Raw genomic sequence first — 24,539 nt, 5'->3', positions numbered from 1 at the left:
TCAGGCCCCCATGATGACGATCTTGCGACCCTGGCGGACCCAACGCCCCGACCGGGCACGGCCGTTGTGGTGGCCCTCGTGGTGGCCCTCGTGATGGCCCTCGTGATGGCCCTCACGGTGGCCGTTGTGATGGCGGTTGTGATGGCTTTCGTGGTGGCCGTTGTGGTGCGTCCGCTCCTCGTGCCCCCAGCCCTCCTCCCGGGCGCGCCGCTCTTCCTCTGCGCGGCCCCACTCCTCCTCCTCTTCCTCCTCGGCGTGCTCCCAGCCGCGCTCCTCACCGAACTCGCGCCTGGCCTCGCGCCGCTCCTCACCGAACTCGCGCCGCTCCTCGCGCCGTTCCTCGCGGTTGCCCCACGCCCCGCGCTGTTCCTCGCGGCGCTCCTCGCCGTGCCGCCACTCCTCCAGCTCCGGGGACGCGCCCCACTCCTCCTTGGCGGCGGGGGCGGCCGGAGCCGAGGCCGGCTCCTCGACGAGCCCGGATACGGGTGATCCCGGCCAGAACCAGTCCGCCGGCACGGCGAAGGTCCTGAAGCGCCGGGCCACTCCCGGGGCGTAGCGGCGGGCCGCCGAGTGGACGGCCCGCTGGGCCAGGGCCCGCGGAGCGATCCGGCGCGAGCCGAACGCGGCGTTCCGCGCGGCGGCACCGCTCAGCGCGACGAAGCGCCGGGCGGTCTCGAACTCGTACTCCTCGTGGTCGATGCCCTCGCCCTCGACCTCGAACAGATTGCTCGCCCAGTCGCCCGCCTTGGCACCGATCGCGGTGCCGATGCCGGGGCCGCCGATCGCCGTCCCGAGGGCGCCCCCGATGGCGGGCAGCGCCTGCTTGGCGACGTTCTTGAGGATGCCGCCGACCGCCTTGCCGGCCGCGGACCCCAGGAAGCCGTTGGCCTTCCGCGCGGCCGCCCTCAGCCATTTGCCCAGGAACTCCTCCAGCTCCTCCTCGGAGGTGACCCCCAACAGCTCGGTGGCCAGCTGGACTTCCTCCTCCTCGTCGAAGGGGCTCTCCAGCGACTCGGCCACCCGCTCCTCGCGGCGTCCCTCGGCACCGAACTCCTCTTCCTCCTCCTCCCGGTAACGCCTTCCGTATTCCTCTTCGTACGGCTGCATGAGACCAGCCCCTCCCGGCAGTGAGCCGACGCGACCTGTTCCAGACCCCCGAACCAGGGCCTGGAACCGCAACGTTGGCAGCGCGCCGGGGACGGCGTCGCCAGGGAGGGGGCTGGGGAAGACCCTTGACCCGGCCGTTCCCAGGGGCCCTGGGGACGGGTACGACCGAGGGCCCCGTTCCCACCTGGGAACGGGGCCCTCATGGCCGTAGCGGAAGGAACCTCAGAAGCGCCGAGTGATCAGTGCCCGCTTCACTTCCTGGATTGCCTTCGTGACCTCGATGCCTCGGGGGCAGGCGTCCGTGCAGTTGAAGGTGGTGCGGCAACGCCACACGCCGTCGCGGTCGTTGAGGATCTCCAGGCGCTGCTCGCCCGCCTCGTCACGGCTGTCGAAGATGAAGCGGTGGGCGTTGACGATGGCGGCCGGGCCGAAGTACTGGCCGTCGTTCCAGAAGACCGGGCAGGACGACGTGCAGGCCGCGCAGAGGATGCACTTCGTGGTGTCGTCGAAGCGCTCGCGGTCCTCCGCCGACTGGAGGCGTTCCCGGGTCGGCTCGTTCGTGTCCTTCGTGATCAGGAAGGGCATGACGTCGCGGTACGCCTGGAAGAACGGGTCCATGTCGACGACCAGGTCCTTCAGGACCGTCAGACCCTTGATCGGCTCGACCGTGATCGGCTTCTCGGGGTTGAGGTCCTTGATCAGGGTCTTGCAGGCGAGACGGTTCTTGCCGTTGATCCGCATCGCGTCCGAACCGCAGATGCCGTGCGCGCACGAGCGGCGGAACGTCAGCGTGCCGTCGATGTCCCACTTGATCTTGTGGAGACCGTCGAGGACGCGCTCCTTGGGGTCGATCTCCAGCTGGAAGTCTTCCCAGACCGCTTCCGCCGAGACCTCGGAGTTGAAGCGGCGGACCCGGAAGGTGACCGTGATGTAGGGGGAGTCGGCGAAGCCGGGCTCGGGCTGGCCGGCCGCTTCTTCCTTGTCCAGAACAGGGGTTGCCATCAGTACTTACGCTCCATCGGCTGGTAGCGGGTCTGGACGACCGGCTTGTAGTCGAGACGGATGGACTCGGTGCCGTCGTCGCCGACCTCGCGGTACGCCATGGTGTGGCGCATGAAGTTGACGTCGTCGCGGTTGGGGTAGTCCTCGCGGTAGTGACCGCCGCGGGACTCCTTGCGGGCGAGGGCGGAGACCGCCATGACCTCGGCGAGGTCCAGGAGGTTGCCGAGTTCGATGGCCTCGAGGAGATCCGTGTTGAACCTGCGGCCCTTGTCCTGGATCGAGACGTTCCGGTAGCGCTCGCGCAGCTCCGCGATCTTCTCGACCGCCGTCTTGATGGTCTGCTCGGTGCGGAACACCATGACGTTCGCGTCCATGGTCTCCTGGAGCTCGCGGCGGATGACCGCCACGCGCTCGGTGCCGGTGGAGGCACGGAGGTGCTCGACCTGGTCGATGACCTGCTGCGCGGGGTTCTCCGGCAGCTCGACGTAGGACGCCTTCTGGCTGTACTCCGCCGCCGCGATGCCCGCCCGGCGCCCGAACACGTTGATGTCCAGGAGCGAGTTGGTGCCGAGGCGGTTGGCGCCGTGGACGGACACGCAGGCGACCTCGCCGGCCGCGTACAGGCCCGGGACCACCGTGGTGTTGTCCGTGAGGACCTCACCCTCGACGTTCGTCGGGATGCCGCCCATCGCGTAGTGCGCGGTGGGCTGGATCGGGATCGGGTCCGTGTACGGCTCGATACCGAGGTACGTGCGCGCGAACTCCGTGATGTCGGGCAGCTTCGCGTCCAGCTGCTCCGGCGGGAGGTGCGTCAGGTCGAGGTACACGTGGTCGCCCTCGGGGCCGCAGCCGCGGCCCTCCCGGATCTCCGTGTAGATGGAGCGGGAGACCACGTCCCGGCTCGCCAGGTCCTTCATCACCGGCGCGTACTTCTCCATGAAGCGCTCGCCGTCCTTGTTGCGGAGGATGCCGCCCTCACCGCGGGCGCCCTCCGTCAGCAGGATGCCCATGCGCCAGATGCCGGTCGGGTGGAACTGGAAGAACTCCATGTCCTCCAGCGGCAGACCCCGGCGGTACACGGCGGCCTGGCCGTCGCCCGTCAGCGTGTGCGCGTTCGACGTCACCTTGAAGAACTTGCCGCAGCCGCCGGACGCGTAGATCACGGCCTTCGCCTGGAAGACGTGGATCTCGCCGGTCGCCAGCTCGTACGCGACCACGCCGACCGAGGTCTTCACGCCGTCGACGTCGGCGATCAGCTGGTCGAGGACGTAGAACTCGTTGAAGAACTCCACGCCCTCCTTCACGCAGTTCTGGTACAGCGTCTGGAGGATCATGTGGCCCGTGCGGTCGGCCGCGTAGCAGGACCGGCGGACCGGGGCCTCGCCGTGGTTGCGGCTGTGACCGCCGAAGCGGCGCTGGTCGATCGTGCCGTCCGGCGTGCGGTTGAACGGCAGGCCCATCTTCTCCAGGTCGAGGACCGAGTCGATGGCCTCCTTCGCCAGGATCTCGGCGGCGTCCTGGTCGACCAGGTAGTCACCGCCCTTGATCGTGTCGAAGGTGTGCCACTCCCAGTTGTCCTCCTCCACGTTGGCGAGCGCGGCGGCCATACCGCCCTGCGCGGCGCCCGTGTGGGAGCGGGTGGGGTAGAGCTTCGTCAGGACCGCGGTGCGGCTGCGCTTCGTCGACTCGATCGCGGCGCGCATACCGGCGCCGCCCGCGCCGACGATGACGGTGTCGTATTTGTGGATCTTCATCAGAATTCCTCAGTCCCTCAGCCCGGTGGCCTAGCGGATGTTCGGGTCGAAGGTGAAGATCACCAGCGTGCCCAGCAGGATGGTGAACACCGTGGCGGTGTAGAGCAGGCCCTTGAGCCACAGCCGGGTGTTCGCGCGCTCCGCGTAGTCGTTGATGACCGTGCGCAGGCCGTTGGCGCCGTGCAGCATCGCCAGCCACAGCATCAGCAGATCCCAGACCTGCCAGAACGGCGAGGCCCAGCGGCCGGCCACGAAGGCGAAGCCGATCTTGGAGACACCGCCGTCGAGCACGAGCTGGATCAGCAGGTGGCCGAGGACCAGGACGACCAGCACGACGCCGGACAGGCGCATGAAGAGCCAGCCGTACATCTCGAAATTGCCCCGGGTCGACTTCGGGGTCTTCTTGGTGCGCTTGCGGGGGGCCTCGATGAGCGGCGCGGGGTTGTCCACGGTGTAGACGGCCGCGCTCTCGACGGGGCCGATACCGGAGGTGGTTTCAGTGGTGGCCATCGGTGTCAGCTCCCGAACAGTTCACGAGCGGCGTGGCCGAGCACGGGGTAGATCGCCCCGAGCATGAGCACGACCCACAGGCCTACGACCGACCAGAGCATCTGCTTCTGGTAGCGCGGGCCCTTCGACCAGAAGTCGACGGCGATGACGCGCAGGCCGTTGAGGGCGTGGAACAGGATGGCGGCGACGAGGCCGTACTCCAGCAGGCCCACGATCGGCGTCTTGTAGGTGGCTACGACCTTGTCGTAGTCCTCGGGGGAGACACGCACGAGAGCGGTGTCCAGCACGTGTACGAACAGGAAGAAGAAGATGAGGACGCCGGTGACTCGATGAGCCACCCAGGACCACATTCCTTCCCGGCCGCGGTACAGCGTTCCAGCCGGCACGGAAGAACCCTCCGGGAGCGGGGATTTAGGGCCGCGCCGGCTTCTCTGTCGGTCGGGCCCGGCCGGGTACGGTCCACCGGCCCTCAGCATCGTAACCAGGTGCTGACACGGGTCTTACGGCGGGCCTGCTTGTGTGATCAAACTGGCACCCAAAGGTGCGCGTATGGGCTAGTTTCGGGCGGCTGGTCGGGTGCGGGTGCGTTGTGGCTGGTCGCGCCCACGCGGCGGAGCCGCAAATAGACACAGCCCCGCGCCCCTAAAAGACAAAGACGCTCAGCAGCCGGCCTCTTGCCAGGCGCCGGAGTTCCTCGGCCACCACTACCCGTTCTTCCTCGGGATCGTTTGTCAGCCGTGACCGGATTTCCGCCAGTACATGGTCCAGGACCTCGTCCGGGGCAATGCCGTCCGGGCAGATGACGAACACGTGGCCGAACCTCGCCTCGTACGCCGCGTGGGCCGCGTCCAATGCCATGTGAGCGGCCTCGTACGTGTCGTCCGGCAGGACCGGCAGCGACTCGCCCGCCAGGGCCTCCGCCAGGTCGCCCGCCGTGAGGTCGTACGCCGCCTCGTCGGACGCGGCGAGCAGGGCGTCGAGGTCGGGGTAGGGGCGGTGGTCGGTGAGGCGGTGGGACCAGCGGTGGCTGTGGAGGCAGGCGAGGAGGGTGTGGCGGGCGTCTTCGGGCGGTGCCGTGTTGAAGGCCGCGAGTGAATTCGGGGACGGCGAGGTGCGGGACTGCTCGGGCAGCGCCGGTATGGCCAGTCGGCCGGGAAGGTGGGGAAGGCGGTGCGAAGGCAGTGTGGATCCTCGCGTCACGGATGGTGCGGCAGGGGATGCGGTGAAGGGTGTTGTGAGAGGTGCTGTGAGAGGTGTGTCACCACGTTATCGGGAGTGGTCATGACGTGTCCGTTGCATGCCCGAATTTCACCCGGACGGGAGAGTTTCGGAACGTGTGGTGGACACTCGCGGTCCGCCCGGGGCCGTAGGTTGGCGCCGTGAGCCAGCACAGGCGCCGCTCGTCGGCGAAGCAGGTGAAGTGGAAGCAGAAGCCGGGGCTGATCGCGGTCGCCGCGGCCACTGCCGTGGTGGCGGGCGGTGTCGGCCTCGGGCTGTGGGCGTCGTCCGGGGACGACGGGAGTCCGGTCGGCGCCGCGCTGAGCCCCGCCGACTCCGGCTCCACCTCCTCGCGGGCCGCGAACTCGCGCACCCCCACGCCCACCCCGAGCCCGACCCGGGTCTATCCGCTGTCGCAGACGCCCCGCACGATTCCCGCCGTGCGCTCGCACACGCCCGCGCGCGGCCCCGGCTGGCGCCCCGCCAAGGGGGAGCGGGTCGTCGTCGACGACGCCGACCTCGTCGACGAGGGGCGGCTGATCGCCGGTGAGCTGGGGCTGACGTACGCGGGCGAGGCGAGTGACGTGCGCGCCGGGGACGTACGGCTGGCGCTGAACGACGACGAGGGCGCGAACCCGGAGTCGTACGCGATGACCGTGCGCGGCGGGCGGGTCACCATCAGCGGGCCCTCGGACGCGGGGGTGTTCTACGGCACCCGGACGCTCAAGCAGGAGGTGCACGGCGGCGGTTCGGCGCCGGAGGGGGTCGTGCACGACCAACCGGCCAAGCCGCGGCGCGGGTTCATGCTGGACATCGCGCGCAAGCCGTTCACCGCGTCCTGGATCGAGGACCGGGTACGGGAGTTGGGCGACCTGAAGTTCAACGAGCTGGGCCTGCACTTCTCCGACGACCAGGGTTTCCGGATCGAGTCCACCAGCCATCCGGAGGTCGTGTCCAAGGACCATCTGACCAAGGCCCAGGTGAAGTCGATCGTCGGTCTCGCCGCCGCCCGGCACATCACCGTCGTGCCCGAGATCGACTCGCCGGGGCATCTGGGCGCGGTGATCGCCGCGCACCCCGATCTCCAACTCCGCAACGCGTCGGGCGTCGCCAGGCGCGGTGCCGTCGACATCTCCAAGGACGCGTCCGCCGCGATCGTCGACCAACTCCTCGACGAATACGCCGGGTTGTTCACCGGCGATCAGTGGCACCTCGGCGGCGACGAGTACCAGGCGCTGACCGTCGCCGACCCCCAGGCGTCCTTCCCGCAGTTGGCCGCCGCCGCGACGAAGGCCTACGGCTCCGGCGGCACCGTCGCCGACCTCACCACCGGCTGGCTCAACGACCGCGCCGACACGGTCCGCGACCACGACCGGACGATGCGGGTGTGGAACGACGGCTTCTTCGCGGGTACGTCCGTGCAGGCCGCCAGGGATCTCCAGGTGGCGTACTGGACGGGCAAGGAGCTCGGCGCGCGGCAGCCCGTCGCCTATCTGAGCGCGGGGCGCAAGGTCCTCAACTACAACGACGAGTACCTGTACTACGTCCTCGGCGAGCCGCAGACCTTCGTCTATCCGACCGGGCGGCGGATCTACGAACAGTGGACCCCGCGCGTGCTGCGCGGCACCCAGGCGGTCCCCGCGAAGTACGACGCCCAGATCCTCGGCGGCTCCTTCGCGGTCTGGTGCGACCTGGCCAACTCGCAGACGCAGGCGCAGGTCGCGGCCGGCATCCGGATGCCGTTGCGGGCCACCGTCCAGAAGCTGTGGGACCCGGGGACACCGCCGCTGACCTGGACCCAGTTCAAGTCGCTTGCGGACAAGGTGGGTTGAGCGGACGCCGGTTCTCACGACCGGTTGGCCGAAAATCTCTTCTTCCGCTTTCCCGACCTGCTCGGGGTGCTCCCGTGTGACACTCCCGGGGTGGAGCACGCAGTCAGGGGAGACGCGGGCCCCAAAGGGGAGGGGCCCCGCCGAGGGAGGTTCGGATGAGTCTGCTGGAACTGATCGCTCGGGCCGACGAACGGGCGCTGGCCGTCAGTGGGCTGGCTTGTTTGGATCGGTGTGTACCGCTGCTGGGCGGTGGCGACGAGGTGCTGCGGCCGTTGTGGGCCGGCCTCGCGGACGGCGCGACGGGGGAGGAGTGGGGCGAGCGGCTGGAGAAGGCGCGCGGTGAACTGCCCGCCCTCTTCGAGGAACCCGGTGAGGATGTGGCCGCGCCGCTGGCCCGGCGGATGCTCGACACCGCCCCGGACAGCCTGGCCGACCCCTCCGTACGGGAGTGGGCCGACGCCTGCTCCGTCGCCTCGCTGCGGATCCACCAGCTCCTCGACCCCGCCGACGACGGCTCCCCGGTCGACGCCCGCCGGGCGGGCCGTACGGACGGGGTCTCGCCGCTCGTCGCGGCCGAGCTGCGCCGCCAGATCACCGTGCTCGAACTCCTCTCCGGCCCCGCCCCGGGCGGACTCCGCCAGGTCCTGGCCGTGTCCACGGAGGGCCGCCGGGTGCTGCGCGCGGTGGTGTCGCGCCGGGCCCGCGGACGGGGTTGAGGGGAGCCCCGTTTCCGCGCGGTCTGTGAGCGTCGTGCGGTGAGGATGGGGTGGTCCTGCGCCGGTCCGGGGGAATGTCCGGATCGTGGTGCCGGAAGAGTGCCCGGCCGTGCTTCTCCTGGTGTGGTGACAGAGCGGATGACGGAGCGGTCCCGGCCCAGGGCCGCCGCGCAGCCCGTGCGGTGGGCCGCGGACTCGGTGGCGATGATGCGCGAGGGCGCGCGGGTGCGCCTCGACTACTCGGCGCGGAGCCTGTGGCGCGTCGACCGGATGATCGAGGAGATACGGCGGGAGGGCACGCCGTACGCCGCCGTGCGGAGCGAGTTGCGCGGATTCGGGGCGTACGCCGGCGAGGTGATCGCGCGGCAGACCGGTGCCGAGTGGTGGGCGACCGGCGGTGAGCACTGGCTGCGCACTCCGGACGGGAGCCTGTGGGACCCCGTCGACGAGGCGCGGCGGTGTTTCGGCGGGCACGGGTCGCTGCGGCTGCTGTGCCGGGACGCGATCAACGGCGTGCGGGGGTAGGCGAGTTCGGCGGGCGCCCCGAGGTTCTCGCACGGCAAAATCGGCGTAATAAGAGACGCCTGCGTTCCCCAAGGGCGAGGTCCGGGAGGACGATGAGGGCAACTGCCGGACCGGGGAGGGTACATGGCTGACAACCGTCGTTGGTGGGCGCTGGTCGTCATCGCGCTCGCGCAGTTGATGGTCGTCCTCGACATGACCATCGTCAACATCGCACTGCCGTCCGCCCAGACCGACCTGGGGATGTCGGACGGGAACCGGCAGTGGGTCATCACTGCCTACACCCTCGCCTTCGGCGGACTGCTGCTGCTCGGCGGCCGGGTCGCGGACCTCGCCGGGCGCAAGAACACCTTCATGATCGGCCTGATCGGCTTCGCCGCCGCGTCCGCGCTCGGCGGTGCCGCCGCCAACCAGGGCATGCTGTTCGGCGCCAGGGCGCTGCAAGGAGTCTTCGCCGCGCTCCTGGCCCCCTCCGCGCTGTCGCTGCTGACCACGACGTTCACCGACCCGAAGGACCGCGGCAAGGCCTTCGGCGTGTTCGGCGCGATCGTCGGCGCGGGCGCGGCAGTCGGCCTCCTCGCGGGCGGCTTCCTCACCCAGTACCTGGACTGGCGCTGGTGCCTCTACGTCAACGTGCCCATCGCGCTGGTCGCGTTCGCCGGCGCCTGGGTGCTGCTCAGCGACAGCTCCCGGCACCCGGAGGCCCATCTCGACATCCCCGGCGCGCTCCTCGGCTCGGGCGGCATGCTGACCCTCGTCTACGGCTTCTCCGAGGCGGAGTCGCGGAGTTGGGGCGACGGACTGGTCCTCGGCCTGCTCGCGGCCGGTGTCGTGCTGCTCGTCGCGTTCGGGTTCTGGCAGACCCGGGCACGGGTTCCGCTACTGCCGATGTCGGTGGTGAAGGACCGTCAGCGGGTCGGGGCGTTCCTCACCATCCTGTTCGTCACCATCGGCATGTTCGGCGTGTTCCTCTTCCTCACCTACTACATGCAGCGCGTCCTCGGCTATTCGCCGGTCAGGACGGGCGTCGCCTATCTCCCCATCACCGTCGGCATGATCACCGGCTCCACGCAGATCGCGGCCCGGCTGGTGTACCGGGTCCCGCCGCGCACCCTGATGGTCCCGGGCCTGCTCATCGCCGCGGGCGCGCTCGCGCTGATCGCCCAGGTCGGGGTGGAGCCCGCGTACGCCACGTACATCCTGCCCGGCATGCTGATGCTCGGCCTCGGCATGGGTACGGCGATGATGACCTCGGTCTCCCTGGCCACCGGCGGCGTCGCCCCGCGCGACTCCGGCGCGGCCTCCGCCACCTTCAACACCGCCCAGCAGGTGGGCGGTTCGATCGGTACGGCCCTCCTCAACACGATCGCCGCCACGGTCACCACGCGCTACGCCACCGCCCACGCGGGCCCCGGCGTCGACAGGAAACTCCTTGAGGCCAAGGCCGCGGTGCACGGCTTCAACGTGGCCACCTGGTGGGCGATGGGCTCCCTCCTGCTGGCCGCCCTCATCGCGGGCGTCCTGGTGAACACGGACCGGGTGCCGACGCCGGGCGCGGCCCCGGCGGAGACACCCCAACAGCCCGTGGACACAACGCTCTAGAGCGACGGGATCGAGGGGCAGTACCCCGCGGCGGGGGCGCTGTGACACTTCTGTGAGGCCCGGCGCTGATGGCGATGGGGGGTGCGGGGGACCGCCGCGCCCGGTACGGATTCTTCGCGAACTCGGTACGTGACCCGCTACGTCGAGATCGGTGTGTCGATCGGTACGTCACGGGGGCCGTACGGACGAGGACAGTCCTTGGGCCAGACAGGCGAGCCCCGCCGCGGGCACGCGCACGACGGGGAACTGGGTGTCGCTGTCGCGCGCGCCCAAGAGGGCGACGACGGTGCTTTCGCGGTCGCGTACCGGATCGTGCAGCCCGGGCTGCTCGGGTATCTGCGCGGGCTGGTCGGCGACGAGGCCGAGGACGTGGCGGCCGACGCCTGGCTGGAGATCGCCCGCGACCTCGGCCGCTTCCGGGGCGACGGGGCGGGCTTCCGGGGTTGGACGGCGACCATCGCCCGGCACCGGGCACTGGACCACCTTCGCAGGCAGCGGGTGCGGCCCCGGTCGGCAACCCTGGAACAGGACGTGTTCGAACTCCCCGGTCCGCACAGTACCCACGACCAGGCACTGGAGTCCCTCTCCACCGAGCACGCCCTCGACCTGGTGCGCGGCCTGCCCCGCGACCAGGCGGAGGCGGTCCTGCTCCGCGTCGTCGTGGGCCTCGACGGGCCGGCCGCCGCGCGGGTGCTGGGGAAGCGGCCGGGTGCCGTACGCACGGCGGCCTACCGTGGGCTGAAGCGGCTGGCCCGTGAACTCGCGGCGGAGGGTGTGACGGATGCCGGTACCAGGACGCTGGGGCAGTCGGACGGCGGTTCGCGGACGGATGGACACGGAGATGGCTGAGCAGCGGAACGGCGACGGTTTCCCGGCCCTGCTGGGCGCCGCGTTGCGCGATGTCGTCATGGACGACGAGGCGGAGCGGCGGGCGGTGGCCGCGTTCCGGCTGGCCAGGGATTCCGACGACCGCGCGACCAGCCCCCGACGCGAGGACGACTGGCGGCCCGGGGTGGGGTGAGCCCGCGGCGCCGTGACGGGACCGCTCGGCCAACTGCCCCGGAGTGCTCGGCGGCCGGCGTCGCGTGGTGGTGTGAGCTCGGTCGCCGTGGTGAGGCTGGTGTGTCGACTGTCTGGTCGGGCTTGACGGCTGTGTCCTGGGGTGGTGTGAGTTGGGCCGCTGTGGTTGGACGGTCGGGTCAGCTGTCTTGGTGTGCCTGGCCGACGGGCGTCGCGTGGTGCTGGTCATGCAGGAGGGCCGTATCGGCCCGACTGCCGCGACTAGACCCCTGCCCCAACTGCCCTGCCCCGCTTGACGATCCGGCCCTCCTGCATGACCAGTACCACGTTCGCCGGATCTTCGAGCAGATGGATGTCGGCGACGGGGTCGCCCTCGCACACCACGACGTCGGCGATCTTGCCGACCTCGACCGTGCCCAACGACTGGTCCAGGCGCAGGAGTTGGGCGGCGTTCAGCGTGCCCGCGCGGATGGCGTCCAGTGGGGACAGGCCCAACTGCACCATGTGACCCAGCTCTTGGAGATTCCGCCCGTGGGGGACCGCTCCCGCGTCCGTGCCGAGTGCCACCTTCACCCCGCGCCGGACCGCCTCGCCCGACATGGAAGGTCGACAGCGTCGGGACCAGGAACGCGCCCTTCTCCAGCATCAGATCGATGCCTTCGTCGTCGATGAGGTAACCGTGCTCGACGCTGGTCACCCCGCCGCGCAGGGCGTCGACCGGCCGGCCCCGGTGCCGTCGGGTCTCGTCCACGGCCGTCGCGATCTCCTCCACGGTCAGGCCCTCGTCCTCGGGCTGGTTGCTCGGGCTGTTGACGCCGCCCGTCGCGCAGCAACCGCCGTGTGGCCAGCCGGACTTGGCCGGGATCGTCGGCCAGTTCGCTGAACGGCTCCAGGAGGGCCGAGGGGTCGTAGCCGCTGGGCATGCTGAAGTCGACGTGTCCGCCGGTGTGGCTCATCAGCCGCAGCGCGACATGGAGTCGGGGTCCCTCGATCGGGCCGAGCGCCACGGCGTCGCGGTAACCGGCGTCAATGCCGCCGAGATCGCGGGCCGTGGTGATTCCGGCGTGCAGGGTCTCGCGCATACGGCGGGCCCGTTCGAAGACGGTGACCGTGGGCCGGTTGGTGAGCAGCCGTCCGGTGAAGTCGGCGTTGCTGTCCATGAGGAAGTGCAGATGGCAGTCGAAGAACCCGGGCAGCAGGGTGCGTCCGCGGCAGTCGACGACGGTTGCTCCTCGGACCTGCGGCCTCGCGTGCTCCGGCCCGGCGTAGGTGAATCTGCCGTCCTCCACGACCACGGCCGCCGACTCGACGGGCGGGCCCCCGGTGCCGTCGACCAGACGGACACCGGTGAACACGACAGGGGCCGACGAGCGACGTTCACTGTTGTCAGGCATGCCCCACGTGTATCCCGCACCGACCCCACCCGGCACGCACGGTGGTCCGGTGGCCGGGACGCCGGGCCGGAGACACGGAGGCCCGTGCCGTCCAGGGCGGGTCCACCTCGGACGGCACGGGCGTAACACTCAGCGCGGCTGGGCGAGTTGGGCGGCGAGGAGGTGGGAGTCGAGGAGGGCGGTGTCGCTGGTGCGGGCGGCTTTCGAGTAGCCGGCGAGCATGCGTTTGGTGAGGACGAGTGCCTGTGGGGAGCGCCGGGCGAGGGGTCTGGTCCAGGCGGTGACGGCGTCGTCCAGCTGGTCGAGGGGGGCGACCTTGTGCAGCAGCCCGAGGTGGTGGGCCGTGGGGGCGTCGAACTCGTCGCAGGTGAGCATGAGTTCGCGGATTCGGGCGGCGCCGGCCTCCGTGATGAGGCGCCCCATCGCGCCTCCCCAGGCGGGGGCGAGACCGAGGCCGATCTCCGGCATGCGGAAGCGGCAGGTGTCCGCCCCCGCGCGCAGATCGCAGTGGGCCGCGAGTGCGAGACCGGCTCCGACGACCCGGCCGTGGAGCCGGGCGATGGTGACGGCGTGGGTGTTCTCCAGGGCCTGGCACAGCCGGTGGGCCTTGTCCGCGAGGCGCCGCAGTGTGGTGCCGGTCGGATCGCCGGCCAGAGCGTCCTGGTACTCCCGGCGGTCCGCTCCCAGGCAGAAGTCATCGCCGAGGGAGGAGAGCACCAGGATCTGGACGTCGGGCTGTTCGTGCAGGCCGTCGAGTACGGCGATGAGCCCGTCCAGGACGGCGGTGCTCAGGACGTCGTCGTCCTGAGTGGACGGGTTGAGCCGTACGTGGAGGACGGATCCGGTCCGGGTGAGGCTCAGGGGGCCGGTGGGAGGTGCGGTTTCCGCGTCGTCCACGGGCTCCGACGCGGGGGCGTGCACAGCGGCACGGGAGGTTATTGGCGGGTTCATGTCAGTGAAACGTCCAGGTTCAGAAGTCGCCTGAACGCCACCCGGGGTGCCTGCACGGGGCGGCGGACCAGGGTGAGTCTCGGCAGGCGGGCGATCATGCGGCTGAGCAGGGTCTGTGCCTCCAGCCGGGCCAGTGGTGCGCCCAGGCAGTAGTGGATGCCTCCACTGAAGGCCAGATGGGTCGCCTTGCGCCGGGGCGCGAAGGAGTCGGGGTCGGTGAACCTGGTGGGGTCGCGCTGGGCGGCGCCCACCATGAGGTGGGCCATCTCCCCGGCCTTGACCTCGGTGCCCTCCAGCAGGCAGTCCTCGGAGGCGACCCGGCTGATGACGTGGGTGGGAGGGTCGTAGCGAAGGGTCTCCTCCACGAACGCGGGCACCAGGTCCGGGTGTTCGGCGAGCAGACTCCAGCGGTCGGGGTCCTCGACCAGCAGGAGCGTCATCGTCGACAGCAGTGTCGAGGTCGTCTCCAGGGCGGCCAGCAGGACGAACAGGGCGAGGAAGTAGACGGCTTCGTCGGCCTTGTCCCGGTCCGGTTCGAGCTCGTCCCAGGTGCTGATCCACCGGGAGACGGGATCGTCCCCGGGGTGTTCGCGGCGGTCGCGGATCAACTCCAGGAAGTAGGCGCGCAGTTCCACCATGGCGGCGTCGGAACGGGCCAACTGGCTGGCGTTGGGGAGCAGTTCCTGGGTGAAGACCTGGTCGTGGGTCAGTTCACGCAGTCGGGGCCAGTCCGCGCCGGGCAGTCCGAGCCAGTCGCCGATGGTGGCGACCGGGAGTTCCTCGCTGACCAGGGCCGAGAAGTCGGCCTCTCCCGCGTGCAGGCGCTCGTGCAGAGTGTCGAGCAGCCGGTCGACGACCCGGCTCACCCGGCGGCCGATCTGTTCGATGGTGGTGCGGTCGAAGGAGCCCGCCGACCGGCGCACCCGCGTGTGCTCCGGAGGGTTCAGCGCGGGCATCGTCCGGCTGATCTCCCGTGCGGAGGGGGCGCTCCATCGGGTGCGCGCCCCCTGTTGTTCCCGCCAGGTGGTGTCCGGTTCGATCCACACGCCGTTGCGCAGTACCTGGTCGCAGGTGCCGTAGCCGGTCACGAGGTGACCGCCCCAGGGCGCGGGGCTGACCGAGCCGCGCGCCCTGAGCTCTGCGTAGATGGGGAAGGGATCGGCCTGTCCCTCAGCCGTCCGGAGACGGGAGAACAGGGAGATGGTGGCCCGACGGTCCGTGGACGGAGTCGTGACGCTTCCCACGATGGTGGCTCCTTTCTGCCAGCCGCCATCCGTACCCGTGGGGTGTTTGAATCATCCAATAACACAGTGTTTTCGTAGGGTTACTTACGTCACTCGCCATTCACCCAGGCCCGGAAGCGGCTGAACATCCCGCCCTTGGGCTTCGGTGCGGCGTGCGAGGGCCGGCTGAACGCGGCCGGCTGCGGCATGGCGGCGGCCGACGGCACGGCCTGGGCGGAGGCCGGCCGCGCCGGGCGGGGCTGGGCCGCGGACGGCACCGTACGGGGGGTGTAGCGGATCGGCACGGTCACCAGCTGGCGGCTCCACGGCGCCGGCACCCAGGCGAGTTCCTTGAAGGGGACGCGCATCTCGACGTCGGGCAGCCGGTTGAGCAGCGACTCGACGGCCGTGGCCGCGATCATGAACGCGGGGTCCTTGGCCGGGCACGCGTGCGGGCCCGCGCCGAAGGCGAGGTGGGCCTTGGAGCTGAGCTGTTCGCGGTGCGCGGTCAGCTTGGGGTCGTTGTTGGCGGCGGCGAAGGAGATCAGGACCGGGTCGCCCGCGTGCAGCGTCCGCTCGCCCAACTCGACGTCCTGGGTGGGGTAGTGGGCCGCGTAGTTGGCGATCGGCGCGTAGTTCCAGAGCGTCTTGACGACCGCGTCCTCGACCGGCAGACCGCTCGGCCAGTCGTCGCTGAGGTACAGCGCGGCGCTGGTGCCGATCGAGGCCGTCAGGGGCGCGGTCCCGCCGGAGAGCAGGGTCACCAGCTGGTGCAGCACCTCCTCGTCGGTCAGCCGGGAGGAGTGCACCATCAGGCGGGTGGTGAGGTCCTCGCCGGGCTGCCGGCGCTTCAGCGCGATCAGCTCGGCGAGCGCGCCGCCGAGGGTCTCGTCGGCACCCGGGGTGCCCTGGAAGATGCCGGTGATGCCGGCGATCACGCGGTCGCCGAGCTCGGGCGGGCAGCCGAACAGCTCACCGAAGACCAGCAGCGGCAGCGGCTGGGCGTAGGCGGACATCAGCTCCGCCTGGCCGAGGGCCTCGGAGCTGAACTGGCTGATCAGGTAGTCGGCCGACTGCTGCGTCAGCCGGACGATCCGGCTCTGGTCGACGGTCGCGAGACTGTCCGTGACCGCCTGCCGCAGCCGGGCGTGTGCCGCGCCGTCGCTGAACAGGGCGTTGGGCCGGTAGCCCATCATCGGGAGCGCCGGGCTGTCCGCCGGTATCGCCCCGTCGTTCAGGGCGTTCCAGCGGCGCGAGTCCCGCACGAACAGGGTCGGGTTCTGGAGGATGTACAGGCTGGCGTCGTAACTGGTCACCAGCTCGACCTCGACGTCCGGCGCGATGTCGACCGGGGCGCTCGGCCCCAGCGTGCGCAGCTGGGCGTACATGTTCTCGGGGTCGGAGCCGAAGTCGGACCCGTACAGCGGGACGTTGCCGTGCGCGGGGCAGCCGGCCGGTGCCCCGGACGGCTCGAAGGGCTGTTGCATGCTGGCTCCTAGCCGAGTGAGGACAAGAGGTGCTTCACGAGCGTGATGAGTGCCTGCATCGAGGAGTCCTGGTCGCGCACGTCGCAGTGGATGACCGGGGTGTCCTCGGAGATGTTGAGTGCCTCGCACACTTCGTCGAGGGGGAACTGGTGCTTCCCCTCGAAGGTGTTGACGCCGATGACATAGGGCAGACCGAACGCCTCGACCAGGTCGAGGACGGGGAACGTCTCCTCCAGCCGCTCGGGGTCCGCCAGGACCAGCGCCCCCAGGGCGCCCCGGGACAGCCCCTCCCACATCTGCTTGAACCGTTCCTGCCCGGGGGTTCCGAAGATGTAGAGGACCAGGTCCTCGCCGAGGGTGAGCCGCCCGAAGTCCATCGCCACGGTCGTGGTCGTCTTGTCCGGGGTGTCGGAGAGATCGTCGATCCCCTCGCTGGCTTCGGTGATCTCCTCCTCGGTCTGGAGCGGTTCTATCTCGGAGACACTTCCGATGTACGTGGTCTTCCCGACCGCGAAGTGGCCCACGACCAGGATCTTCACGGAGCGGGAGACGTCGGGATCCAGATACACGGGTCTACGCTCCGGTTCGAATTCGCATCAGGCCGTCGAGCACGGCGGTCAGCAGGACGGGATCATGGCGTTCGGCATGGGGCACCGGATTGCGCACATGGATCAGGCCGTCCTCTGCCATCTGCGCCAGCAGAATGCGGACGATGCCCAGGGGCAGCCGGGTGTGGGCCGCGACCTCGGCCACCGAGAGGAAGCCGTCCGCGATCAGATCCAGGACCGTACGGGCTTCCGGGGCGAGCGTCCTGGCCGCCGCCACGGCACCGTCCTGGGCCGTGATGATCGTGGTGTGCTCGTACTCGCTCTCCCGTGGCAGCGCGCGACCCTGCGCGATGACGAAGAGTGGGACTAATGGGGCCGTCAGTTCCAGCTCGCCGTCCAGTTCGTCACTCATCGCCCGTCCTTCCTCCCCGGGCCGCCGACCCGGCGGTGAGCGCCGGCATCGTGTCGCCCAGCCGTACGGTGAACTCCTCGATGTCACAGCCGTGTTCGGCGGCCGCCGCGAGGAAGGCGCCCTCGCCGGCCGCGATCAGGAACACCCAGCCGTGCTCGAACTCGATGACCGTCTGCATCCACTCGTCGTCCTGCTGCCCGCCCGCGAACGGCGCGGTCGCCCGGCTGTAGGCGTGGATGCCGGTCATGGCCGCCGAGATGGTGTCCGCGAGGTTCCTGCCGATCCCCGAACTCGCCCCGCGCGGCAGGCCGTCCGCGCCGAGCAGCAGCGCGTGCAGCGCGCCCGGCACCGACGCCACCGCCTTGTCCAGCTCCGGGAGCAGGAAGACCCCGCCGCCACCGCTGTCCAGCGCCGCCCCGGCGCCGTCCCCGGGGTGGGCCGGCTCGCTGCCGGCCACCCGCGCCGGGACCGTGAGGTTGTTGCCCAGCCGGGAGACCAGCCGGTTCATCCGGAACGAGAGCTGCTCCATGTCGACGTCGGGCTCCGCGGCGGCGGCCAGATAGGCACCCTGACCGGCCCCGATCAGGAACACCCAGCCGTGCTGGAACTCGATGACCGTCTGGATCCAGTTACGGCTCTGGGCCAGTCCGGCGAAGTGGGCGGTGGCCCGGCTGAGCGACTGCATCCCCGCCATGGCCGCGGAGATGGTCCGCACGTCCTGGCCGGACAGGTCGTCCGTGGACCCGCGCGGCACACCGTCGGCGGACAGCACCACGGCGTGCCGTGCTCTCGGCACGTTGTCCACGATGTCCTGGACCATCCAGGACAGGTCAGCTGTACTCATGCGTTTTCGGACCCTCCGGGCGTCGGAATGTCGAAGGAGGCCGTGTCGCGCGCGGACTGCGTACCGCGCTGAAGGGCCGCCAGGCTGCCGGTGCCGCGCCGGGCACTGCGCCGGGGCGCCTGCTCCCCGCCGGTGGTGACACCGGTGGGCGAGATACGGGAGCCACGCTTCGGCAGACCGCCCGCGGTCCGCGCCGACCGTCCGGTCTCCATCGGCCGGATGGTGCTCACGGGCGCCTCGGTGGCCGGCGGCAGGGTCTCCTCCATGGTCCACAGCTCCTCGGGCAGGAGTACGACGGCCCGCACGCCGCCGTACCGGGAGACACCGGTGACATCCACCGTGAAGCCGTGCTGACGGGCGATCAGACCGATGACGGGGAAACCGAACTTCGGCTGGGTGCCCAGCTGGGACAGCCGGGGCAGACCCTCGCCGGACAGCATCGCGCTCGCCCGCTGCCGGTCCTCGTCGCCCATGCCGACACCGGCGTCGTCGATGACGATGCACAGGTTCTTCTGGGCCTGGCGGAACGTGACCTCGATCGGGGCGTCCGCCTGGGAGAAGCTGGCCGCGTTGTCGAGGAGTTCGGCGACGGCCAGGGCGACCGGCGCGACGGCCGAGGCCTTCAGCGCGATGCCGCTGGGCTGCATGATCTCGACCCGCTGGAAGTTGCGGATCTGGCTCTGCGCGCTGCGGACGACGTCGTAGACGCTGGCGGGCTGGTTGCGGCGGCCCAGCGGCGCGCCGCACATCACGGCGATGCCCTGCGCCTTGCGGGCCATCTGCGCGTTGGCGTGGGTGATGTCCATCAGGTCGGAGAGGACCGCGTGACCGCCGTACTCGCGCTGGACCCCGTCCAGCAGCGTGGTCTGCTCGGCCGCGAGGCTCTGAAGGAAGCGGGCGGCACCCTTGAGGACCGACTTGGTGTTCTCCTCGGCGGCCTGCTCCGCCTCCCGGATGACACCGTCCTGCTCGTCCCGCAGCGTGGTCAAGGCGGCCTGGGCGCGGTCGAGTTCACCCTCCGCGTAGCGCAGCCGCGCCTCCAGCGCGGCCTCGGACTCCTTCTTCCTCCTCCCCAGGGCTCTGCTGCGGAGCACGAGCGCCACGACTGCGGCTACGGCTGTCACCGCTATCGCAACCAGGCACCAAAGAAGCACGTCTTGAGTCATGGAAACCTTTCCCGGCGCGTGGCACGCAGGCGTCATCGGGGGTACGCCTTGCAAGGATCCGCAACCCGTCCAGGGGACTGCATGACTGATCTACGCGGGGAGATGACCGCGTTCAGACTCGAGGCCTGAACAAAAGTGGATCAAGGTCGCAGACGGCGGAATGCTATCACCGTCAACCGTGCGTATCGGAGGCCACTCCATCGGGTTTCACGGAGTTAACACGCCTGCTGTGCAAGGGGTGTTGACCGTACCGGAGGGCCGCGGTCCGCGCCGCCGCAGGCCGGGCCTCCAGCAGGGCCCGCCGCGGCCGGATTCCACCGGTTCCCCGCTCTCCCGGGGCCCGGTCGGCCGGCGACCTGATTGTTATCGGGCACCGCTCCGAGACCGCCTCCGCCGCATCGGCGACGAGCGCTCGTTCGTGTTCGTGGTAAAAGCCGGCGGAGACGCCGAGAAGTGTGCGCCGCCGCGTCGGAGCGACGGCCGTCGCGGCAACGGCCGGGGCCGCCACCCCCCACAGGAGAGGCCCCGGCCGTCGCGCGGCACGGGCCGCGCGGCGGCCCGTACTCTCTACAGCGTCAGGAGTGCGTTTTCTGTCACACCGCGCGCCCGAAGCAGGTGGTTGCGCGTTGTACGGACATGGACGAGGAGCAGTTTCAGGTCGTAACGTGCCTTTCGCGCCGGAGGGCGGCCGCGACCAACAAAATTCGAGGGACCACGTGCTGGGGGACGACGCGGAGCTGACCGCCGCGGTGCTTGCGGCACAGGACGGGGACGAGACCGCGTTCCGGACTGTGTACCGCACGGTGCACCCACGGCTGCTCGGATACGTACGGACGCTGGTCGGCGAACCCGACGCCGAGGACGTCGCGTCCGAGGCCTGGCTCCAGATCGCCCGGGATCTCGACCGGTTCAGCGGGGACGCGGACCGGTTCCGGGGGTGGGCGGCCCGGATCGCGCGCAACCGCGCCCTGGACCACATACGGATGCGCGGCCGCCGCCCCGCGATCGGCGGCGACGAGACCGAGCTGACCGGCCGCGCCGCCGAGTCCGACACCGCCGGCGAGGCCATCGAGGCGCTGGCCACCGGCCGCACCCTCTCCCTCATCGCCCAGCTGCCCCAGGACCAGGCCGAGGCCGTCGTCCTGCGGGTGGTGATGGGCCTCGACGCCAAGACCGCCGCGGAGACCCTCGGCAAGCGGCCCGGCGCCGTCCGCACGGCCGCGCACCGCGGTCTGAAACGGCTCGCGGAACTGCTCGGCGGCGACCCGGAATCGGCCGCGGCCCTCGACGCCCTGCCACCCCAGCGAGAGCCGCGCGACCGCGCGGTGAGGTCCGCCACTGTGACGCATACGCGCGCGCGGACGCAGAAGGACATGTGATGGCCGACGAGCGCTCTGCTGTGCCGGGGGACACCCCCCGGACCCCCGGCCGATGGCTGGACCGCGAAACCGCCGAACTCCTGCTGCGCGGCGAGTCCCTCGAAGCCGTCGACCCGGCCGCCCGCGACCAGGCCGAACGGCTCGCGCGGACCCTCGGCGCGCTGTCCGTGGAACCCGGCTCCGACAAGGCCGAACTCCCGGGCGAGGAAGCCGCGTTGGCCGCCTTCCGGGCGGCCCGCACCGGCGACGACGTCGAACGGTCCGCCCTCGGCGGGCCCACCCGCGCGCACTCCTCCGACGCCGGTCTCGTCCGGCTCGGGCGGCCCGTGGAGACCGTACGGGGACCGCGCCTGGGCAGACCCGCGCGGTTCGGGCTGACCGCGGCGCTCGCCGTCGGACTGGCCGGCGGGGTCGCGGCAGCGGCCGGTACGGGAGTACTGCCGTCGCCGTTCGACGACCCGACGCCCGCCGCCTCCATCTCCGCCGCCGCGACCCCGGACCGCCCGCTGATCTCGCCCCCGCCCAGCGGCACCCTCGGCTCGGGCACACCCTCGGCGGGCGGTGACACGGCCGGCTCCGGCGACTCCTCCGGCGAGGCGGTCGGCGGCGGCACGGACCGCACCCCCGCCGCCGGTTCCGGCCAGGACGAGTCAGCCCACTCCGGCAGCTGGTGGAGCGCCGTGGCCCAGTCCTGCCGTGCCGTGCGCGACGGCAAGTCCCTGGAGCCCGGCCGCAAGCGCACCCTGGTGGGCGCGGCGGGCGGCACCTCCCATGTGTGGACGTACTGCAAGGGCCTGCTCAAGAACACCGGCGGCGGCTCGGACGACCAGGGCAGCGGCAACGGCAACAACGGCGGCTCCCAGGGCGGCGACCAGAGCGGTCCCGGCGGCAGCCAGGGCGACCAGAGCGGCGGCCAGGGCGACGACGAGGGCAACGGCACCATGGCCCCGCTCGCCCCGGGCGGCGGCAACACGGGAAGTGGCAGTGGCAGCGGCAGCGGCGGGAGCGCCGGCGGGCACAAGGGCAACGGCGTGGTCGCCACCCCGCTCCCCTCCGCCTTCACCCCGCTCGCCCGGCAGACACCGTCCACCCCCGCCTCGTCGCACACCACCGGCCCCTCGCGGACACCGGCGCCGGCCCCGACGTACAGCGCCCTCTGACCTGCGACTTCATGACGCGCGGAACTTTTTTCGCGCGGGGTGTGACGTTTTCGGACCCCGTGGCGCAGTACTGAGTGAGCCGACTGGTCATCGGCCGTCGCACAGAGCCGGGGTTCCCCCCGTACCTACGGCTCGTGCACTCGGCGCGGGCGGGACACGTTCCCCCGGTCCCGCCCGCGCCCCGCACATCTCACCGATACACGACGACCTTGTCGCCGGTCCGCACCTGCGCGAACAGACTCGCGATCGCCGCCTCGTCCCGTACGTTGACGCAGCCGTGCGAGCCGCCCGCGTAACCCCGGGCCGAGAAGTCGTAGGAGTAGTGCACCGCCTGGCCGCCGCTGAAGAACATGGCATACGGCATCGGGGAGTTGTAGAGCGTCGACACCCAGTCCCGCGCTTTCCAGTAGACGTGGAACACACCCTCCCGGGTCGGGGTGTACTGCGCGCCGAAGCGCACCGACATCGTCGACACCGTCCGCCCGTCGATCATCCAGCGCAGGGTGCGGGTCGTCTTGTCGATGCACAGCACTCGGCCGGTGAGACAGCGCGGGTCGGGCGCTCCGGCCGGCTGGCCGCCCATCAGATACAGGTCCCACTTCCCCGGCTCGTGCGTCATCTTCACCAGCCGCTGCCAGGTGACCTTGTCGGTCTCGCCCGTCCTCGGCAGCCCGCGCTTGCCCTGGAAACCGGCGACGGCCTGCTCGGTGAGGTCGTCGTAGGTCCCGGTCGGCCCGTCGAAGAGCCAGTCGACCTGCCGTAGCCGGGCCTGAAGCTCGCGCACTCCCGAGCCGCTGTCGCCGCGCGACCACAGGACGTTCGCGGCGGGTTCGGCACGGGGCGTGCCCGGCGTGGCCGAGGGACTGGCCTTGGCTCCCGGCAGTTCGATGCGCACCGGCAGGTGGTGCTTGCCGTCCGCGTCCGTGCCCTGCACCGTGCAGCCGCACACCGCCAGCAGCGCCGACAGGGCCGCCGCGGCGACGATCGCTCTCCCCATACCCGTAGTACGCATCCCGGACCCCCGCCGTCTCACCGGTGTCACCCGGACACGTACCCCCGGATGACGGGCCGCGAACGGCGCGGCATCGTGGTGTCCGGAGGTGCACACCATGGTGCGCGAATCGGAGTCGGGCCTGCCCGTCGAACCCGTCTACGGCCCCGCGGCACTCGCCGGCTGGGACCCGGCCGAGCGGCTGGGCGAGCCGGGGGAGTACCCCTTCACGCGGGGCGTGTACCCGTCCATGTACACCGGCCGCCCGTGGACGATGCGCCAGTACGCCGGCTTCGGCACCGCCGCCGAGTCCAACGCCCGCTACCGCCAGCTGATCGCCCACGGCACCACGGGCCTGTCCGTCGCCTTCGACCTGCCCACCCAGATGGGCCACGACTCCGACGCCCCGCTCGCGCACGGCGAGGTCGGCAGGGTCGGCGTCGCGATCGACTCGGTGGACGACATGAGGGTGCTGTTCGACGGCATTCCGCTGGACCGGGTCTCGACGTCGATGACGATCAACGCCCCCGCCGCCCTCCTCCTCCTGATGTACCAGCTGGTCGGCGAGGAACAGGGCGTGCCGGCCGGGCAGTTGACGGGCACGGTCCAGAACGACGTACTGAAGGAGTACATCGCGCGGGGCACGTACATCTTCCCGCCGAAGCCGTCCCTCCGCCTGACCGCCGACATCTTCCGGTACTGCGGGGCCGAGATCCCGAAGTGGAACACCATCTCGATCTCCGGCTACCACATGGCCGAGGCCGGTGCCTCGCCCGCGCAGGAGATCGCCTTCACGCTCGCCGACGGCATCGAGTACGTCCGCACCGCGCTCGCGGCCGGCATGGACGTCGACGACTTCGCGCCCCGGCTCTCCTTCTTCTTCGTAGCGCGTACGACACTCCTCGAAGAGGTCGCCAAGTTCCGTGCCGCACGCAGGATCTGGGCCCGGGTGATGCGCGAGGAGTTCGGCGCGCGCAACCCGAAGTCCCTGATGCTGCGCTTCCACACCCAGACCGCCGGTGTCCAACTCACCGCCCAGCAGCCGGAGGTGAACCTCGTCCGCGTCGCCGTCCAGGGCCTGGCCGCGGTCCTCGGCGGCACCCAGTCCCTGCACACCAACTCCTTCGACGAGGCGATCGCCCTCCCGACGGACAAGAGCGCCCGCCTCGCCCTGCGCACCCAACAGGTCCTGGCGTACGAGACGGACGTGACCGCGACGGTGGACCCCTTCGCGGGCTCGTACGCGGTGGAGACGATGACGGACGACGTCGAGCGGGCCGCGGTCGAACTGATGCGGCGGGTCGAGGAGTTGGGCGGCGCGGTCGGCGCCATCGAGCATGGCTTCCAGAAGGGCGAGATCGAGCGCAGCGCCTACCGGATCGCCCAGGAGACCGACTCCGGCGAACGCGTCGTCGTCGGCGTCAACCGCTTCCGCCTCGACACGGAGGAACCGTACGAGCCCCTCCGCGTCGACCCGGCCATCGAGACCCGGCAGGCCGAACGCCTCGCACGACTCCGCGCCGACCGCGACCAGAAGACCGTGGACTCGGCACTGGCCGCACTGGGGGAGGCGGCGGCCGGTACCGACAACGTGCTGTATCCGATGAAGGAGGCGCTGCGGGCGCGGGCCACGGTCGGCGAGGTGTGCGGGGCGCTGCGTGAAGTCTGGGGGACCTACGTCCCGAACGACACCTTCTGAGC

The 24,539-nt window shown here is 70.9% G+C and carries 25 protein-coding genes; 9 read left to right on the top strand and 16 right to left on the bottom strand.

Annotation, left to right across the window (positions count from 1 at the left end):
• The 6 genes from ACQHII_RS18890 to ACQHII_RS18865 form a co-directional block, all read right to left on the bottom strand.
• Positions 1–1,107, bottom strand: a complete 1,107-nt coding sequence (locus ACQHII_RS18890; RefSeq protein WP_427920397.1) for a hypothetical protein — start codon at positions 1,105–1,107, stop codon at positions 1–3.
• A gap of 222 nt (positions 1,108–1,329) precedes the next feature.
• Complete coding sequence (locus tag ACQHII_RS18885) at positions 1,330–2,109, bottom strand: succinate dehydrogenase iron-sulfur subunit (protein WP_262056085.1); 780 nt, start codon at positions 2,107–2,109, stop codon at positions 1,330–1,332.
• Positions 2,109–3,863, bottom strand: coding sequence for a succinate dehydrogenase flavoprotein subunit (sdhA, locus tag ACQHII_RS18880; RefSeq protein ID WP_427920396.1), 1,755 nt, complete (start codon positions 3,861–3,863; stop codon positions 2,109–2,111). The genes ACQHII_RS18885 and sdhA overlap by 1 nt, the downstream gene beginning before the upstream one ends.
• A gap of 30 nt (positions 3,864–3,893) precedes the next feature.
• Positions 3,894–4,373 carry a succinate dehydrogenase hydrophobic membrane anchor subunit gene (locus ACQHII_RS18875; protein WP_427920395.1) on the bottom strand — a complete coding sequence of 160 codons (480 nt, stop codon included), beginning with the start codon at positions 4,371–4,373 and terminating at the stop codon, positions 3,894–3,896.
• Positions 4,374–4,378: 5 nt separating this feature from the next.
• Positions 4,379–4,759, bottom strand: a complete 381-nt coding sequence (gene sdhC, locus ACQHII_RS18870; RefSeq protein WP_079660228.1) for a succinate dehydrogenase, cytochrome b556 subunit — start codon at positions 4,757–4,759, stop codon at positions 4,379–4,381.
• Positions 4,760–5,015: 256 nt separating this feature from the next.
• Positions 5,016–5,573 (bottom strand): 2-oxo-4-hydroxy-4-carboxy-5-ureidoimidazoline decarboxylase, encoded by a 558-nt coding sequence (locus ACQHII_RS18865; protein WP_427920394.1) that lies wholly within the window; start codon positions 5,571–5,573, stop codon positions 5,016–5,018.
• Positions 5,574–5,788: 215 nt separating this feature from the next.
• On the opposite strand from ACQHII_RS18865, the gene ACQHII_RS18860 reads away from it, so the two are divergent.
• The 6 genes from ACQHII_RS18860 (at position 5,789) to ACQHII_RS18835 (ending at position 11,284) form a co-directional block, all read left to right on the top strand.
• Positions 5,789–7,423, top strand: a complete 1,635-nt coding sequence (locus ACQHII_RS18860; protein ID WP_427925351.1) for a beta-N-acetylhexosaminidase — start codon at positions 5,789–5,791, stop codon at positions 7,421–7,423.
• A gap of 155 nt (positions 7,424–7,578) precedes the next feature.
• Entirely contained in the window at positions 7,579–8,139 is a 561-nt protein-coding gene (locus ACQHII_RS18855) for a hypothetical protein (RefSeq protein WP_427920393.1), read from the top strand.
• Between the two features lie 138 nt (positions 8,140–8,277).
• Positions 8,278–8,664 (top strand): hypothetical protein, encoded by a 387-nt coding sequence (locus tag ACQHII_RS18850; RefSeq protein WP_427920392.1) that lies wholly within the window; start codon positions 8,278–8,280, stop codon positions 8,662–8,664.
• Between the two features lie 123 nt (positions 8,665–8,787).
• A complete protein-coding gene (locus tag ACQHII_RS18845) occupies positions 8,788–10,263 on the top strand; it encodes an MFS transporter (protein ID WP_427920391.1) in 1,476 nt (491 codons plus the stop codon).
• Positions 10,264–10,461: 198 nt separating this feature from the next.
• The gene (locus ACQHII_RS18840; RefSeq protein WP_427920390.1) at positions 10,462–11,112 is read left to right on the top strand and encodes an RNA polymerase sigma factor; all 651 of its coding nucleotides are present in this window, start codon (positions 10,462–10,464) and stop codon (positions 11,110–11,112) included.
• Positions 11,105–11,284: a hypothetical protein gene (locus ACQHII_RS18835; protein ID WP_427920389.1), complete on the top strand. Its 180-nt coding sequence runs from the start codon at positions 11,105–11,107 to the stop codon at positions 11,282–11,284. Before ACQHII_RS18840 ends, ACQHII_RS18835 begins: the two co-directional genes overlap by 8 nt.
• Before the next feature lie 260 nt (positions 11,285–11,544).
• Here the strand turns inward: ACQHII_RS18835 and ACQHII_RS18830 are convergent, their stop codons facing one another.
• From ACQHII_RS18830 to ACQHII_RS18790, 9 genes are all read right to left on the bottom strand, one after another.
• On the bottom strand, positions 11,545–11,883 hold the full coding sequence (locus ACQHII_RS18830; RefSeq protein WP_427920388.1) for an amidohydrolase family protein: 339 nt from the start codon (positions 11,881–11,883) through the stop codon (positions 11,545–11,547).
• The gene (locus tag ACQHII_RS18825) at positions 11,853–12,677 is read right to left on the bottom strand and encodes an amidohydrolase family protein (protein ID WP_427920387.1); all 825 of its coding nucleotides are present in this window, start codon (positions 12,675–12,677) and stop codon (positions 11,853–11,855) included. Before ACQHII_RS18825 ends, ACQHII_RS18830 begins: the two co-directional genes overlap by 31 nt.
• A gap of 129 nt (positions 12,678–12,806) precedes the next feature.
• Entirely contained in the window at positions 12,807–13,628 is an 822-nt protein-coding gene (locus tag ACQHII_RS18820) for an enoyl-CoA hydratase/isomerase family protein (RefSeq protein ID WP_427920386.1), read from the bottom strand.
• A complete protein-coding gene (locus tag ACQHII_RS18815; RefSeq protein WP_427920385.1) occupies positions 13,625–14,872 on the bottom strand; it encodes a cytochrome P450 in 1,248 nt (415 codons plus the stop codon). Before ACQHII_RS18815 ends, ACQHII_RS18820 begins: the two co-directional genes overlap by 4 nt.
• An 89-nt stretch (positions 14,873–14,961) precedes the next feature.
• Entirely contained in the window at positions 14,962–16,338 is a 1,377-nt protein-coding gene (locus ACQHII_RS18810) for a cytochrome P450 (protein ID WP_427920384.1), read from the bottom strand.
• A gap of 8 nt (positions 16,339–16,346) precedes the next feature.
• Entirely contained in the window at positions 16,347–16,907 is a 561-nt protein-coding gene (locus ACQHII_RS18805; protein WP_381248619.1) for a GTP-binding protein, read from the bottom strand.
• Positions 16,908–16,911: 4 nt separating this feature from the next.
• Positions 16,912–17,298 carry a DUF742 domain-containing protein gene (locus ACQHII_RS18800; RefSeq protein ID WP_093628763.1) on the bottom strand — a complete coding sequence of 129 codons (387 nt, stop codon included), beginning with the start codon at positions 17,296–17,298 and terminating at the stop codon, positions 16,912–16,914.
• Positions 17,291–18,118 carry a roadblock/LC7 domain-containing protein gene (locus ACQHII_RS18795; protein WP_427925350.1) on the bottom strand — a complete coding sequence of 276 codons (828 nt, stop codon included), beginning with the start codon at positions 18,116–18,118 and terminating at the stop codon, positions 17,291–17,293. The genes ACQHII_RS18800 and ACQHII_RS18795 overlap by 8 nt, the downstream gene beginning before the upstream one ends.
• A 20-nt stretch (positions 18,119–18,138) precedes the next feature.
• The gene (locus ACQHII_RS18790; RefSeq protein ID WP_427925349.1) at positions 18,139–19,245 is read right to left on the bottom strand and encodes an ATP-binding protein; all 1,107 of its coding nucleotides are present in this window, start codon (positions 19,243–19,245) and stop codon (positions 18,139–18,141) included.
• Positions 19,246–20,024: 779 nt separating this feature from the next.
• On the opposite strand from ACQHII_RS18790, the gene ACQHII_RS18785 reads away from it, so the two are divergent.
• Together ACQHII_RS18785 and ACQHII_RS18780 are read left to right on the top strand one after the other, a co-directional pair.
• Complete coding sequence (locus tag ACQHII_RS18785) at positions 20,025–20,687, top strand: RNA polymerase sigma factor (RefSeq protein WP_427920383.1); 663 nt, start codon at positions 20,025–20,027, stop codon at positions 20,685–20,687.
• Entirely contained in the window at positions 20,687–21,847 is a 1,161-nt protein-coding gene (locus ACQHII_RS18780; RefSeq protein WP_427920382.1) for a hypothetical protein, read from the top strand. The genes ACQHII_RS18785 and ACQHII_RS18780 overlap by 1 nt, the downstream gene beginning before the upstream one ends.
• Before the next feature lie 190 nt (positions 21,848–22,037).
• Here the strand turns inward: ACQHII_RS18780 and ACQHII_RS18775 are convergent, their stop codons facing one another.
• Complete coding sequence (locus ACQHII_RS18775; protein ID WP_427920381.1) at positions 22,038–22,844, bottom strand: L,D-transpeptidase family protein; 807 nt, start codon at positions 22,842–22,844, stop codon at positions 22,038–22,040.
• Between the two features lie 112 nt (positions 22,845–22,956).
• Here ACQHII_RS18775 and ACQHII_RS18770 point away from each other — a divergent pair, with 112 nt between their 5' ends.
• Positions 22,957–24,537, top strand: a complete 1,581-nt coding sequence (locus tag ACQHII_RS18770; protein ID WP_427920380.1) for an acyl-CoA mutase large subunit family protein — start codon at positions 22,957–22,959, stop codon at positions 24,535–24,537.
• Positions 24,538–24,539 lie beyond the last annotated feature (2 nt).

The sequence above is a fragment of the Streptomyces sp. cg40 genome, assembly GCF_050320165.1.
Lineage (GTDB): Bacteria > Actinomycetota > Actinomycetes > Streptomycetales > Streptomycetaceae > Streptomyces > Streptomyces hokutonensis.
This window is presented reverse-complemented; position numbering and strand designations above follow the sequence as displayed.